This is a genomic window from Sporosarcina sp. NPDC096371 (assembly GCF_044762865.1).
Classification (GTDB): Bacteria; Bacillota; Bacilli; order Bacillales_A; family Planococcaceae; genus Sporosarcina.
The window spans coordinates 456096-471704 of the sequence record NZ_JBIWFE010000002.1 but is presented as its reverse complement, the minus strand read 5'-3'; the positions used below and the strand labels follow the sequence as shown (position 1 = coordinate 471704).

Genomic DNA, 15609 nt, shown 5'->3' with positions numbered 1-15609 from the left:
ATCTCTCTTTGCGCGCGGGAGTTCTCTCTTTGCGCGCGGGAGTTCTCTCTTTGCGCGCGGGAGTTCTCTCTTTGCGCGCGGGTGAACTCTCTTTGCGCGCGGGTGAACTCTCTTTGCGCGCGGGAGTTCTCTCTTTGCGTGCTTCGTCCTTGGTTGGACGCTTTTGCGATTTTGTTGGACACTACACCCATTTGGTTGGACACTCCGCTTTATGCTATTATGCTTGTAGGTTGTTATTGTTTGATAGAGATAAATGGGTTTGATTTTAGGAGTGAAGCTGATTGAAGAAGTTAGTTGTTCGCATATTTTTGTGTGTCGCATTAGTTGCTTGCGCGGGTGCTTGGTTTTATTTCACGGATCGAGAGACGGTTGTGTACGATCGGGAGGATTATTCCGTTTCTGTGACAACGCCTTCTGTGATCAAAGTGAAGTTTTCGGGTGAACGAATACGTGAGATGGAGAATACGGTGGATGTCATTCGAGAATTTGATGTGACGTTTTTGGGGACGGCTGCTGGGCGCTATTCCATTACGGAACGGACGCTTGGCAATGGCACGGTTTTCTTGTTTGATCGACTGGAAAATGAGGGACGGTTCGCCTATGAGGTGGAGACAGCATTTGTGTTGCCGGATGATGCGGATGTTACCGATACAAGTTGGAATCCACAAATTGTTGAGCATCCGTATCACGATGTCTTTGGACAAGATCCTACTGTGAATCCGTTTGGGCGGGTGACGGTATCCAATGGGGATGGAGCTCTTGAATTGATTGTTGGAAACGTGTATGTGTCGAAGCCGTTGGTGAAGACGTATGAGCGCGGTAAAGTCAGCAAGGTGCGGGAGTTGGCGAAGGAATTCCGCGAAGTGGACATGAAGGGGAATCGTATTTCGCAATCAGCGAAAGTTGGGACTGGCGACATTGCAGAATCATGGACTATGATCGCACAGGCTCCCCTTTTCACTTCTGCCGATGAAGAGAATGCCTATGTGGATTTTGCGTTACATAATCAGACAACGCAATTGAATTGGTTGACGATGGATGGGCCTTTCACGAAGTTGCCGTTTTCCATTGATCCTGGTACGAAGATGGGCTACGGCCGCGTTATTGGGCGCATTGAGGATGATGTGGCATTGGAGTGGTACGGCAAGTCGCAATCCTTGTTTTTTGAGTCTATGGTGTTAAACTCGCGCATCAATCTTCTTTATTATATCGAGGAGTTTGAAGGCACGCGTTGGCCGTCGGAATATACGAGCACTTGGTTGAGTAATGCTTACGGCGTGCGTGCCCCTTATGTGGATACGCGTTATAACGAGTATGTGTCGTTGTTCTTGGACAAGACTGCACGACAGTTCCCCGAGGGTGTGACGGATGCTAGGTTGTATGTGCCGGTCTATGCGGATTACTTATTGTCCCGCGTAGAAGCTGGTGAAATGATTGAAGCTGGCGACGGCTACTTGATCGTCGATTATTTTGATGAAGATCCGGAAACGGCTTTGACGCATGCTTCGTTGAATCACGAGCTTGGCGGGTTGAAGATTTTGTTGACGGCTTATCAGGATACTGGCGATGAAAAGTATTTAACGACTGCGCGCGATGTGATAGCAGGGATTGAGGCATTCGGACAAGCAGATGGTGGGTGGGTTCGCGAAAACGGGGATTTATGGTACCAAGCGCGACCGGATGGGACTTTCTCTGGCGATGATTATCCGCAGCTTACTTTGCTCGATTTGTTAGAAACACAGAAGTTGCTGGAAGAGCTTCAGTTGGGCAGGAATGTGTATTTCGATCAGATGATCGAAGCGAAGCTTGGTTACTTGACAAGTGAGGGTATTGAGTTGATTGAGAAGGTTCGGGTGTTGATGGATAAATAGTGAGATGAAACCCCCACTCTGGGTTGAGTGGGGGACTTATTCATTAGAATATCTGGAATGTCTGGGTTACCTATTTTCAGCTTAAATTTTTGAATCTTTGTTAATTCTGGGTCGAATGAAATATACTGTGACTTAAACTCCAAATGCTGAAGTTTATGATAAAGTTTTAATAAGAAATCCTTCCATTCTTCCAACGTAGAAGCCGAAACCTCCTCTGGACTTTCTAACATTCTATATCCATCTGCATTATGAAACATTAATAATCCAGTTCCTAAATCACAACTTTTATTTTCTAGGAGTACTTTAGGTACATCAAAACCGTTATTCCAATTGTAATTTGCTGCAATAAAGTGAAGATAAAAAGGGTTATCAATTTTACCTATCTGACTAATTGCATTATCTTTATCCTCATCATAAAGCAATATCTTACTATATTCTTCGAATACATCCAGCTTAATATGCCCACCATTTGATTTATCATTTTATATTATTTTTCTAAAAAGAACTTTCATTGTCCTCGAATATACCAAAATAGCTGTATTAATCCTCATTAAACATTTGCTCATCAACTTCTTCCAGATACCTTTCTGTATCTAAATGAGATTCTATAAGATTATCTAAAAACTCAATGCTAACTTCTCTATTCTCTTCAAATATGTGAACTTTAGCACCAGCCTCTAATAATAAACTTACTATCTTTTTCATTTCCAACAATTCATCAATTTCTAATAGATTATACGATAAGATGAAATCATTATTATTCAGTAATTCTTTTATTTCAGATATACTCTTATTAGTATTTTTTCTTAAAATAGAAATGTACTTGACCTCATTAGTATCTTTTTCTATTTGTATATTCATTTTAGCCATTTAAATGTCTCCCTCCATGAATTAATAATCATCAATAGGATTAATTGGTTTACCTGGCAGACTATTTTTCCAATTACCTCCATGCCAACCTTTGAAATGCTCGTTTGGTGTAGCTGGATATATAATTTCCCCTTTATTCGCTAAGTGCGGATATTGTGAAGCACTGTAGGAATGGTGCCCTTGTACTATTTCTCCATCTACTTTAGGTTTCTTACCATTCAAAATATCATTTATTTGTTCTTGATTCCAGTCTCTTGTTGGAGTTTCGTTATTTAATATTCTTTGACGTTCTTGATACCAGAAATCGGTTACACCTGAAGCCCTATGTTTTGCAAATTTTTTATTCCATATATATTGCTCATACTCAGCTTTTGTAATAGTCCTATTCTCTATTTTCCCTCTCAGTTCTTTCATCTTTTTAGCACTTAATTGTTTTTGCTGAATAGGATGTGGATTTATATCCAATCCCTTAGTTCTATCTGATATTATTTGCTCTGCTGTCCTTGGCTGGCTGGTTTTCTTATTACCATTATCCATACCATTACCTGTACCCTTAGACACATCCTCAACTGTCGTATCCTTCTTAACATAAATTTCACCTTTATACTTAGATGGCTTGGCACCAGGAAGAAATGCAAGTACCATCTTTTTCGCCCCTTTTTTGAGGTATGTCTTAGGGTTTATATAATCCACGAATGCAAGGGGCGTCTCTTCAAAATAACTATCGAGTTCACGGGCACCACCGTCATCAAATTCTTCTTCCACTTCTTTAACCACTTCATATTGAATCGGCTTGCTTGTCCCCAGTTGGTATTCTTTAATGATTAGGCCATTTTCATATACGTGGAATTTTAACAGGTTGTAATTTCCGTAGATCCCCCGCTCGACTGTTTCTTTCCTTTTTCCCGCAAGTGCTAAGAAGGTCTCAGGTGTGATTTCCGTTCCTATCAATTCGTCTGGAACGTCGTTTCCAATACACCCAACAGGCGGGTTATTCTGTTGTTCAATAGCTGTTTTTAATCCACTGTTATGTGAAATTGCGGACCACTGGTCTGATTTGAAGTGGATGTCAGTTAGTCCTACTCGGAAGATGCCTTCAATATCCTCAAGCCATCTTTCCATAATTTGAAGATCCTGCCCTATCGGCGTCAGCGCAGCAACTTGGGTCGTGTCAAACTCATATAGTTGCATAATGGTATCGTTACGCTTAATTGTAGCATTACGCACGCCGTACTGTACTTCGCTATCATCTAGATGTGGTAGCCCGACAATATCAGCAACCTCATTCATGATGCTGTTCGCTTCGTCTGTCAAACTTTCCGTCAGTCTCGCAATAGACTGTAGTCCTTGTTCGATTTCTACTTCTAGGAAGTGCTCCCGAATGTAGCCCGAGGGATCTGGTTCGAGTGCATCAAGGGCTAACTCCATCTGCTTTAGAACCGTTGTGTAGCGGTCTTTAAACATCATGAAAAATTGAAAGAATGGCAAATGGCATTCTGCGTAAAATGCGCGGATTGCATGTCCACCTTCACCTGTTAGCGAATCTTCCATCGCAACAAGACCTTCAATTGAGCGTTGTATTAACCTCATTTCGTTTCCAAGACGGTCAAGCATCGCGATGTTCCGGCGGAGTCCATCCTGGAACGGATGGACGTCTAGTATTTTCATATATATCGCCTCTTCCGAAATTGTAAAAAGGTAAAATATCCCTTCATTATTTTGTACGAAGGCTATACCTAGGAAGTTTCCTTATTGTTTTAAAATGATTCAGAAGAGGTGCACGGGTTTAGTAAAACCATGACTAATGTATGAGTACTACCAGTCAAAATACCTTTCATTAGATTAATCATAAAGGTACTAGGTTCCCACTGCATTCTGAATTAATTCTGAACCCACACATAAACAGTAATAGACGAAAACCCCTACTCAGACGTGGAGTAGGGGTTTCGTTTTGCGATCACTTTTCGATTTTCTTAATGAGAAGTGAATTGCCGTCTTTTTCTCGGATCCAGCCGGATTCATATGGGTACATGTCAGATAAAACGTTATACCACAAGTAGCCATCTGTTCCCATTTCTTCACCAATAATAACTAGCGGATAGCCGAAAGCATCGTTCACGCCCAAGTTTTTCGACTTGTACGAGAATAGTTTGCTAGAGCTTGTATTGGGTTCAGTTCTGACATTAATCGTGCTACTGTAAACAGTCATAGCTCGCTGCTGCTTATTGATATCTTTACTGCCTAGATATTTATCGGCACGCCACATATAGCCTGCGATTTTCGAACCCCAGTTGGGATCTGATGCGTAATGGACATTGATGCCTGTTGATTTATTACCCGGTACGGCACCTTTCGCGTAGCCACCTTCTTGTGCCAAGTATCTTGCATTAACATAAGTCGTGACGAAAGCAGTAATACTGTCTTCAGGTTTCGCATATTTTTGACCCTGGTCTGGGCTGCTATCATAGACTGAAATACCAAATAAGTTGTTCTTTGTCTGCGCATTGACACTCATGCCGGAGTCACTTTCGTGAAGTGCTGCACCCAAAACGAATAATGCATTGACATTGTACTGTTCTTCCATCTGCTTGATGTACTTCCCAAGGCCGATTAACTTCGACGTTTGTAAAGCTGTTGGGTATTTAGATGTTACTTCTGTCAATCGATATTGAATGTAGCGATCCAGATCCTCTGCCGTATAGTTTGTTTTCGAGCGCACGGATAGGAACTGGAAATACTGATAGTCCACGCCTTGTAGTGTTCCTTGAGCGTTTGAGAAATGTACGCCGTCATAGCTGTAATAAGGAACGTTCGGTGTCATAAAGGATGGTGCAGGTCCTACTGGATAGACGCCAAGCTTTTTCGAACCAGCTGCATGATTCACCGTGGAGTGATTCAGCGTTCCGTCTGCTGCCGCCATGTAATATTCACGATCCGTAATGAGCTTCAGTGGAATGAAATCGACTTCACTATGTTTGACATAGCCAATTGAACCACCTGCTTGTACTTTTACCGATTTGTCATTCGATTCGATATAGCGCATTTCCCGCCCATATTCCATATACGTCAATTGCGTTTTGAATTCAGGTTCAGCGTAGACGATTGTCACGGCAGTGCCTGTTTTACCCGACACTGTGTTATTGCCGTATGCGATGCCTGACTTTACTTGAACGATTTCATCGCCATGATAAATGGCTTCGAATTTTGTAGTCGCATTGTACGCTACTACCGCGTCTGCATAGGTATTATATGCTTTTGCGTCCTTGACCAATTTACCGTTTTCAATCGTTGCAAGCTTGAACCCACTGTCTACGACTGGTGGTGTAACCGGCGGTGTGACTGGTGGAGTGACTGGTGGGGTAACTGGCGGTGCAACTACCTCTTCTGCATTTAAAAACCGTGAAATGAAAGCCGCTGCTTGCTCGCGCGTCGCATTGGATTTCGGTTCGAAACGGAATGTGCCGTTTGCATTTGGAATTCCGCTGATAATATTGTAGTTGGCATTGTAAAATACGGAACGGATACTACCTGATGATCCGAATTCGCCTTTATCCGTAAACTCTACTCGCTTTTCTACTAATGGCTTTTTAGAATACTTGAGAACGTTTTCCATAGTAATAGCCACTTGTTCACGCGTGATCAAGTCATTTGGCTTAAACGTGTTATCCGCATAGCCTTTCATCAAGCCAGCGCTGTTCACTTTATAAATCGTTGCTGCTAGCTTCGATGAGTTGGATACATCTTTGAAACTACCGGTTGCATCTGGTAGTTTAAGTGCTCTTGCAACAAATGCTGCAAATTGCGCACGTGTTACGTTTTCTGTCGGTTTGAATGAACCATCTTCGTAGCCACTCAATATGCCTTTGTCGATCATTTCCCGCATTTCTTTTTCAAGCGAACGACCTGTTAGCTCGTCCGCGCTTGCGGTAATGCCCGATACACTTGCCGTTAGAACTAGCAAGAACATGAGCATTACCATCAATTTCTTTTTCATTGTCCCATTCCACTTCCTCACTTTTTTTGATAGATAATTGGATGTATTTCTCTAGGTTGCCCCTACTCTCTTACTCTACCAGTTTCTTCTACAAGAATACAGAATTAATCAATTTCGCTTCAACTGAAGCAAGTTAAAAGGAGCCGTTCTGGTTTAATTCAGAATCGGCTCCTTTCGTGTGATGGTTATTTAGATTTAGTTGGCATAGCGCTATATAATGCTGCTGAGAATTCAGCACGTGTTGCATTGGCTGTGATTGAGAAATTCTTTGTTTGGAAAAGGGATGTTTTATCCAACACTTTTAGCGCAACAATGGAATCATATGCCCAGTATGTAGAAGGTACGTCTGTATATAGGGAAGCTGTTTTCACTAGATCTTCTGTTGCTTCTACCATTTTAAATGCACGCTCCAAGATGACAGCTAGCTGTGCTTTTGTTAAGGGATCCTCTACACCGAATCGTCCATTCTCATAACCTGCTAGAATGCCAGCTTCGTTCATGGCAGCGATGTCTTTTGCGAATGAATGCGTTGTGCCAACATCTGTAAAGATTGCGTTGCTTTTCGTTTCTAATTTCAATACACGGTTAATCATTGCGGCAGCTTGTCCACGATTGACCTGTGCGTCTGGGCGGAATTCCTTATTCGGGAATCCACTAATAATGCCGTTTGTATTCAGATTGACAATGGCTTGGAATGCTGGGTGTGCTGAATCTACGTCCTTAAATTCACTATTTGTTACTGGTTTAGCTGGGGCAGTTGGAAGCCTTCTAGCACCCGTATATTTGGAAGACCAATAGGAATTCGTTTTCAAATTCGCGATAGCAACGCCTTTGTTTTCCGCGGAAATGAATTGATCATTTCCAAGGTAAATCCCTGAATGTGAAATACCACTTTTATAGGTACCTGAAAAGAATACGATGTCGCCAGGTTGCAAATCACTTTTGGCAACAGCTGTTCCTGACTTGTATTGTTCAGCTGATGTACGTGGTAAGTCGATGTCAAAGTGTTGAAAAACGAAACGGATAAAACCCGAGCAGTCGAATCCAGAAGTCGTTGTTCCACCGAATACATATGGGACACCTAGATATTTCTTTGCGTATGTAGTGATGTCATTTGGCGTTGCCGCACTTGCTTGTTGCACTTTCGTAAATGGAGACATTGTGAATAGTAAGGCTACTATCACTGCCATGATAAACTTGTTTCTCATTTTCCACCTCTTATTTTCTCTCTTAACATTTTATGTATTTGTTATATTTCTTTCTCTCTCGAACACATTAATAACAATACCATAGAATAGAACGATTTTACTTTACAATATGATTACAAAGGAATTACGAGGATAATAAAAAGCCCAACCCTTATAAATTCATAAAGGATTGGGCTGGTATTTAATTCAAATCAAACACATTTTTACATTTATACATCCAAATTTGTCTGCATTCTCCAACTAAAGAACCGTTATTGCTGGAACAAGTCTGGTCGTTCTGCACCTGCCAAGAATACGCTAAATGTCGCCCGTGTCATAGGGTGTTGCGGTTTGAAGGTACCATCTGGATAGCCCTGCACGATTTTGGCTTGTGTCAGTGCGAGAATGGCTTCATAACTTGCTAGATTACTTGTGACATCCGAAAAATCCGATGGCTTGGAGACATTTGCTTGTAAGTGAAATGCGCTTTGTAACAATAATGACATTTCAGCACGTGTGACGGCGTCATTCGGTCTAAATGTGCCATCCTCGAAGCCAGCGACGAGGCCCTCTTCAACGGCAGATTGTATATAGCCAGATGCAAAGTTACTTGGGGAAACGTCTTTGAAAATGCCTGTTCGTTGTTCCCCATTTAAATCGAGTACTCTCCCGACTAAGGCAACTGCTTCTGCGCGAGAAATCAGTTGATCGGGGCGGAATGTTTGGTCCAAATAGCCTTGGATTTTTTTATTGTGCGCTAAATACGCAATTTGCCCTGCATACCATTTATCTGAATTGACATCCTTGTATTGAATCCCTTTCACGGGGATAACGAGTTGATCTGATCCAGTTGTCCTGCTGCTATTTGTGAAGGTTACGTCGATTATATGTGTACCGGCGAAGCGGTATAATTCCCATTTCCCCGGCGATAGCTCTTTTATTTCATGATCGCCTATCATCAATTTTCGTTCTGTTGTGTCATCGGCATTTGACAGTTCAATTGTAATCTTGCCGCGATCCACGTAATGCGATAACGCCGGTTTTTCATTGATGACGACTGGGTATTGCACTAGGCCGTATCCAAATTCTTTGTCACGTCCAGACTCGCCAATATCTTCAGCTGCGTTGGCTAAAATAGCCCTCAACTTGGTGTTACTGATGTCTGGAAAACGTTCTTTAAGCAGTGCAATGATTCCCGTGACGTGGGGGGAAGCCATCGATGTGCCAGACATTTCCTTATAGCCATCCTGTTCGCCATCATCATCTAATTGCTTCGGAAATGTACTGATGATGCCACTTCCGGGTGCAGCCAATTCCACTTCTGGTCCAATGGAGGATTCGAATAGATGCCTTTTGTCGGGTGTAATGGCAGATACAGCAATGACGGTTGGATATTTTGCTGGGTATTGAACTGCATCGATTTTATTGCCGATTTCTTCATTACCCGCTGCAGCTACTAAAATCATTCCCTTTTGGTAAGCCTTTTCGAGCATCAATTTTAGTGCCGGGTCATCCCGATTTGTAGTGATGCTCATATTCAAAATCTCGATATCATTCTTAATGGCCCATTCGACGCCGGCAATAATGTCTGTCGTACGGCCAACATCGTGTTTATCGATTGTCTTAATGGCATATAACTCGACATTGGGTGCGATGCCCATTTTGTTCTGCCCTGCTATAATGCCGGCAACATGGGTACCGTGTCCAAAGTCGTCGTCATAAGGTGTCCCTATCGCACAATCTTCTTTGGGTAAGGTACAAATGCCACCTGCCACTTTCAAATCTGGATGACTGACATCAATTCCACTATCAATGAGCGCGACTTTTACACCTTTTCCTGTGTAAGGCGTCGTCAGATCTGGTGTTGCTTTTAGCATGCTAAATTGCTTGGGAATGCTATCTGTGAGTGCTGTTGCTTTATAGGTATTGATTGGAAATACTTGCACATCGGGATAATTCTTTTCAAGTTGGCGTCGTTCTGATGCTGTTAAAGGAATTTCCATCATCGATAGCAGGTCAAACACGCGCGTAAAATGAGGGAACTTTTCTTGAATCTCTGCTAATTCACTTTTTGAAGCGGATAACAAATAATCGGTTTTATCATCTGCGTGTACGGGTAGCGGTAGAACTATAAAAAGTGCCAGCAAGCATGCAAAAATTGTTTTTTTCATGGCTATCCCCCATTTTTCAAAAGTAGTTTCTTATGAAAAAACCCCTAGCTAGTCAATGACTAAGTAGGGGAATTAATCAATGTAGCTTCTTACTTGGCTTCGCACTTACCGTATCGTATAACGGTAAAACGTCTTGGCGATTTTCAAAGTGATAATAGTAATCTAGTGATGCAAGGAATAAAGCCTTCGCCATTTTTTCTTGACCTGCATCAGTCCTCATCACATCATTGTCTTTTTTGTTATCAATGAATCCGACTTCCGCAAGTATTGACGGCAATGTATTCCAGCGATTCACATAGAAAAGCTGTGTTTTTACTTTGCGGTCTGTTAAGTTCCACGCTTCCAACATCCGACTCTGTGTGTAGATCGCTAAAGCGCGTGATTGTTGTACGTTCGGATTCGGCACAGATGCTGTCCTAGGCGCGTAATAATACGTTTCTGTTCCATTTGCGGAACCCGTAAAGGCATTTGTATGGATAGACATGAAAATGTCTCCATTATTCTCTGCCGCAAACTTCGTACGATCCGCTAATTCTACAAAGTAATCACCTGAACGTGTCATTTTGGATTGAATTGGGGTTTTCGCATAATAGGCATTCATTTTTGTACCGATACTCAATGCAACATTTTTTTCTGATATGCCATAACCTGCTGAGCCACCATCTTTACCACCATGCCCAGGGTCAATGATCACAACCAGTTCATTTAAGGCTTTTTTGCCTGGAACTGTCGGCGGTGTCACTGGGGGAGGTGTTGGTTCTGGTGGTGTCGTTTCCGGTGGTGCTGTTTCTTCTGGTGGTTTTGGTTCAACTGGTTTTTCGGTTGACACCGGATTGTCAATTTGGATATAACTCGTATGGACAAATCCTTTTGTGCCGCCATGCATGACATAAGCCCAATCCCCAACAGAATAGCCATATTGAACTTCCTGGCCAGTTGCTAATTTACTGACGGTTGGATAGGACGTATTCGGGCCTGTCCGCATATTTAACGGTGACGAATCTTTCGTGTTGACGAACATTTTCACGTCGAATGTTTCTTTTTGTTCCGTACGGAAGTCTGAATTAATGCTTCGTGTTAGAAAAACTGCAAAGTCTGCTCGTTTAATCGTTTGAGATTCCCCAAACGTACCGTCTGCAACCCCTTGTGCAATTCCTTTTTTCATCAATGTGGATGACGCTGTACTCACTGAATTTGCATTGTATTTAAAGGCTCTGCTGATCAAAACAGCCATTTCGCCCCTGCTCAGTGTACGTGTCGGATTGAATTTCCCATCCTGATAACCGGAGATAATTTTCATGTCTACTAATTGTTTAATATAGCCCGATGAGAAATTATTGACGGTAACATCAGGGAAAGATGTGTTTTGTCGTTCTCCATTTAGTCCAAGTGAGCGGCCTAACATTGCAGCTGCTTGTTCCCTTGTCACTTGCACATCAGGGCTAAACTTTGTAGCGGATGATCCGCTGGTTATGCCACCCTGCACCAAATAATAGATTTCGGCCTGTGCACGATGTGTCGAACCAACGTCCGTAAATGTTGTATTTGCTGATGCCGCTTGTCCAAAGGGAGTCACTATAACCGCGAGTAACGACAAACAAAGTATGGCTATTACTTTCCTCAATACTGTTTCCTCCTAATTTCATATGCTACTCATAAGAATACAATAGATTTTTGTAAAACTCTATCTTTCTATCGAACTAAATTGATATTTTATGCCGGATGGCTGCAGATGCGAGAAGTGTGGGGCTATAGTTGGACTATTTTACGATTTCATTGGACATTGACGTGGTCGTTGGACACCCAGCGATTTCATTTTCCAACCTCGCGATTACGAAAATAGCCACCCCACTGACCGGATAGATCCGGTTGGCGGGGTGGCTTGGCTGTTCTAGTTATTATTTTGTTAGAGCAAGGTCGATGATGCGGCCTTCTACTTTTGGATCTACTGTTTTTAGTGTTTTTACGTAGCTGATGAAGTTTTCGTAGTCAACAAATCCTGGCTCTGAGACACGACCTTCTTCGTATGCTTTCTTCATTTTTTCAAATCCATCTCCACCTTTTGCTGTGAAGTTGGCTGTTGTAACGAAATACATTTCGCTGTCAACGATGTCTTCATACTTATCGCCTTTTTTAACTTTTACAGATTTGATGCGCTTGCCTACTGCAGCTTTAGAATCATACGTGTATTGCATACCCGCAACATGTAGGAAAGCGCCGCTTTCTTTTAGTCCGCCGCCTTCACGTACTTCAGCAGAGATACCGTGTTCTAGTGTCGCTTTCAAATCTGCTCCTGAAAGTTGAACAATCGCCAACGCGTTTCCGAATGGCATTGCTTTTAGGACGTTACCGACTGTGATATCTCCAGCTGGAATTGATGCACGGATACCACCGCCATTTTGCAGGGCAATTGAAGTTTTCGGTTGGATTTCTTGTGCTTTTGCCAACATAGCATCTGCCATTAAGTTACCAAGGGATGTTTCACTGTAACGAACACTTGATACTCCGCCATCATCTGATTGACGACGACCGTCTAGGTTAGAAAGTGCTGTTTTTCCAATTGATTCCTCTTTCATGGCTTTCACTTTTTCGGCATATGGCGCTAGAACTTTAGCTGTTTCCGGATCAGGTTTCAATTCTGTAGCCGGTGATGCAGAAGTGTCTGTGTTGATCAACTTTCCAGCATGTGCGTAGATTTCTCCGTATTGATTGAACGAAACATCCAATGTACCGAGTGCTTTTCCGTATTCATTTGCTTGCAGAATGATAGTTGGCGCATCATGATCTTTGGCTACATATGGCTCTTTCAATGTAGAGTGCGTATGCCCGCCAACGATAACGTCGATACCTTTCACTTGTTTGGCAAGTTCTAAATCGTTGTCGTATGTTAATGAATCGTCGAATCCAATATGAGTAAGGGCGATAATTTTATCGATACCCATGTTTTCAAATGCTGCAACCGATGCTTTTGCACGGTCAATGTAGTTTAGAAATTGGACCTCACCTGTACTTGCGATGAATGGTGTTTCTTCTGTCGTTAAACCGAAGAGACCCACAGATTGTCCATTGATATCCAATACAACACCATCATAAATATGTCCGCCCTTATAATCCTGTACGACAGATTTTGTTTGCAGACCGTCGAATAGTTTGTCTTTTGAGAAATCAACGTTCGCCGAAACGAATGGGAATTTTGCTCCTTTAACAAATTTCGAAAGCGCCAAATGTCCTTCTTTAGATGCACCAAGGTCGAATTCATGATTGCCAAAAGTCATTGCGTCATAGCCCATTTCGTTCATGAGAGCAAGGTCGGCTTGTCCTTCAAATGCGTTGAAATAAAGATCGCCTGAAAATGCGTCCCCCGCGTGAAGTAGAAGGCTGTTTTTGTTTTCCTTACGCAACTCTTTAACCGCTGTTGCGATGTAGGGGAATCTTTCTGCATAGCCATGCGTGTCATTCGTATGCATAACCATCACATCAAGGAAATCAAACTTTTCTTTTGCACGATTGAGGAATACAGCAAACTCGCCGCGTTTAACAGGACTATCTGCGCCAAATTTCGTCACTGATTTCCCTTGTGTGATTCCTTCGTTCACAAGCGCTTGTACATAAGGTGCAAATCGTTTATTTACATCCGTAAATTTAGTTGTTGTCAGTTTTGTATCAATCGATAATTTTGCGGCATTCGAGATCATTAATGCAGCTTCGTTACGTGTCAAGTTCTCGGAGGCACCAAACTTTTTCGTCGATTTTCCAGTCATGATCTTAGCTTCAACTAATGCATTAACTGCCCAAGTTGCACGATCCGGAACGTCTGTAAAACCAGCATTTTTGTACTTACCAGCTTCGTCAAAACCAAGTGTTTTCGCAATCAAAACAGCTGCATTTACACGTGTGATATTCGCATCTGTTCCAAATTGAGTCGCCGAAGTACCACTCGTAATATCATTACCCACAAGGAAATTAACGGCACTCTCATACTTCTGAGAAACGTCCGTAAATGATAGTTCTGATGCTGATGTTGGCGCCACCATTACCGAAACGGCAGCTGCGGTAGCAATTGAAGATACTAGAAATTTCTTTGACATAGTATGATCCTCCTCAAAAATAAAACAATAATTTGTTATTATTAATCTTAACAGACTTTTCAGGAATAGACTACGAAATATTTGTTAAGTTTCCTATTCCCACCATTATGCTATTTGGATGATTAGGCGCTATGAACAGTCAGGTTTTATCATACTTGCCCCTTCTTTTCTTCCATAGATCCTCCGCCGCCCCTGATCCAAGGATAACGCCTGCAATAATGAAAACGAGTCCGATAAGATGGCGGGCCGTGATGACCTCACCTAAGAAAAGAACGGAACCTAGCAAGGAAAACATTGTATTGAAGTTAATGAATATGGCTGCTTTGGATGGACCGACTTTTCCAACTGAGTAATTGTAAAGCATATGCCCTACGGCAGTACCGATGATGCCGCTTGCCGCGAATCCGAGCCAGAAGATGGACGGAACTTCGGCGAATGCTTTGATTTCACCGGGTTCTTGGATAAGACTGATGATGAATAATAGTACGCTACCGATCAGCATCATGTAAGCAGTCATGAGACGCGGGTCGAGCGTTCTGGCTGCTTTGGAGATGACTAGGAATGATAGTACTTGTACGAGGATTGCGATAAAGACAAAGATGTCACCAAGTGCGAGTCCCGCTATTCCTCCACCCGCGAGGACGACTGAGCTAACGCCGACTAGTCCAAGCAATACACCGACCCATTGAATTTTGGACGGGTAGTTGCGAAGAATAAGTGATACGGAGATAGCTGTGAGAACGGGGCCTGTCCCCAATATGAGTCCGGCGTTTGTACCAGACGTGCGTGTAAGGCCCATGTTTAGGAAATAGTGATGCAGGACGACGTTAAGCAGTGCGCCGCCAGTGATGTATATCCATTCTTTGCGGGTTGGCAGGCGAATGAGTTTAAATGCCGATAAGATGATGAATACAGTGACACCTGCGAGTAAGATTCGGAATGTCGTCATGGTGACGGGTCCGACGTATAGCAGTAGATACTTGAGAAGTGGCAGGTTAAATCCCCATATAATCATTGCCGTTGTGAGTAGTATGTATATTTTCCACATTTTCATGAGGGATCCCTCCTAGTGTGTCTTTGTTGTGTGGACTTATTATACAGGAGTTGAAGGAATTGTGGAGGTGGGTTGGCTTTGCGTGTGGGGAACTCTCCTTTGCGCTCGGGGAACACTCCTTTACGCGCGGTGAACTCTCCTTTGCGCGCGGGGGACTCTCCTTTGCGCGCCGAGAACTCTCCTTTGCGCGCGGGGGACTCTCCTTTGCGCGCGAGGAACTCTCCTTTGCGCGCGGGGAACTCTCCTTTGCGCGCGGGGAACTCTCCTTTGCGCGCCGAGAACTCTCCTTTGCGCGCGGGGGACTCTCCTTTGCGCGCGGGGAACTCTCCTTTGCGCGCGGGGAACTCTCCTTTGCGCGCGAGGAACTCTCCTTT

At 43.0% G+C, this 15609-nt stretch carries 11 protein-coding genes; 2 read left to right on the top strand and 9 right to left on the bottom strand.

Annotation, left to right across the window (positions count from 1 at the left end):
• The first annotated feature begins 281 nt into the window (after nucleotides 1-281).
• On the top strand, nucleotides 282-1871 hold the full coding sequence (locus ACIQ0H_RS08225; RefSeq protein ID WP_403413210.1) for a hypothetical protein: 1590 nt from the start codon (nucleotides 282-284) through the stop codon (nucleotides 1869-1871).
• Here the strand turns inward: ACIQ0H_RS08225 and ACIQ0H_RS08220 are convergent.
• The 9 genes from ACIQ0H_RS08220 to ACIQ0H_RS08180 form a co-directional block, all read right to left on the bottom strand.
• Entirely contained in the window at nucleotides 1811-2293 is a 483-nt protein-coding gene (locus ACIQ0H_RS08220; RefSeq protein ID WP_403413208.1) for a DUF4274 domain-containing protein, read from the bottom strand. The two genes, ACIQ0H_RS08225 and ACIQ0H_RS08220, sit on opposite strands and share 61 nt — an antisense overlap.
• Nucleotides 2294-2411: 118 nt before the next feature.
• Entirely contained in the window at nucleotides 2412-2741 is a 330-nt protein-coding gene (locus tag ACIQ0H_RS08215; protein ID WP_403413206.1) for a hypothetical protein, read from the bottom strand.
• A gap of 21 nt (nucleotides 2742-2762) precedes the next feature.
• On the bottom strand, nucleotides 2763-4409 hold the full coding sequence (locus ACIQ0H_RS08210; protein ID WP_403413204.1) for a T7SS effector LXG polymorphic toxin: 1647 nt from the start codon (nucleotides 4407-4409) through the stop codon (nucleotides 2763-2765).
• Between the two features lie 289 nt (nucleotides 4410-4698).
• Nucleotides 4699-6735, bottom strand: a complete 2037-nt coding sequence (locus tag ACIQ0H_RS08205; RefSeq protein ID WP_403413202.1) for an S-layer homology domain-containing protein — start codon at nucleotides 6733-6735, stop codon at nucleotides 4699-4701.
• A 185-nt stretch (nucleotides 6736-6920) separates the two neighbouring features.
• Nucleotides 6921-7943, bottom strand: coding sequence for a C40 family peptidase (locus ACIQ0H_RS08200; RefSeq protein WP_403413201.1), 1023 nt, complete (start codon nucleotides 7941-7943; stop codon nucleotides 6921-6923).
• A 251-nt stretch (nucleotides 7944-8194) separates the two neighbouring features.
• Entirely contained in the window at nucleotides 8195-10093 is a 1899-nt protein-coding gene (locus ACIQ0H_RS08195) for a S8 family peptidase (RefSeq protein ID WP_403413199.1), read from the bottom strand.
• Between the two features lie 76 nt (nucleotides 10094-10169).
• The gene (locus tag ACIQ0H_RS08190) at nucleotides 10170-11717 is read right to left on the bottom strand and encodes an N-acetylmuramoyl-L-alanine amidase (protein WP_403413197.1); all 1548 of its coding nucleotides are present in this window, start codon (nucleotides 11715-11717) and stop codon (nucleotides 10170-10172) included.
• A 274-nt stretch (nucleotides 11718-11991) separates the two neighbouring features.
• Complete coding sequence (locus tag ACIQ0H_RS08185; RefSeq protein ID WP_403413195.1) at nucleotides 11992-14181, bottom strand: 5'-nucleotidase C-terminal domain-containing protein; 2190 nt, start codon at nucleotides 14179-14181, stop codon at nucleotides 11992-11994.
• A gap of 139 nt (nucleotides 14182-14320) precedes the next feature.
• Entirely contained in the window at nucleotides 14321-15235 is a 915-nt protein-coding gene (locus ACIQ0H_RS08180) for a DMT family transporter (RefSeq protein WP_403413193.1), read from the bottom strand.
• A gap of 59 nt (nucleotides 15236-15294) precedes the next feature.
• Here ACIQ0H_RS08180 and ACIQ0H_RS08175 point away from each other — a divergent pair.
• Nucleotides 15295-15609: hypothetical protein (locus ACIQ0H_RS08175; protein ID WP_403413191.1), on the top strand; the 315-nt coding region annotated here is incomplete at its 3' end.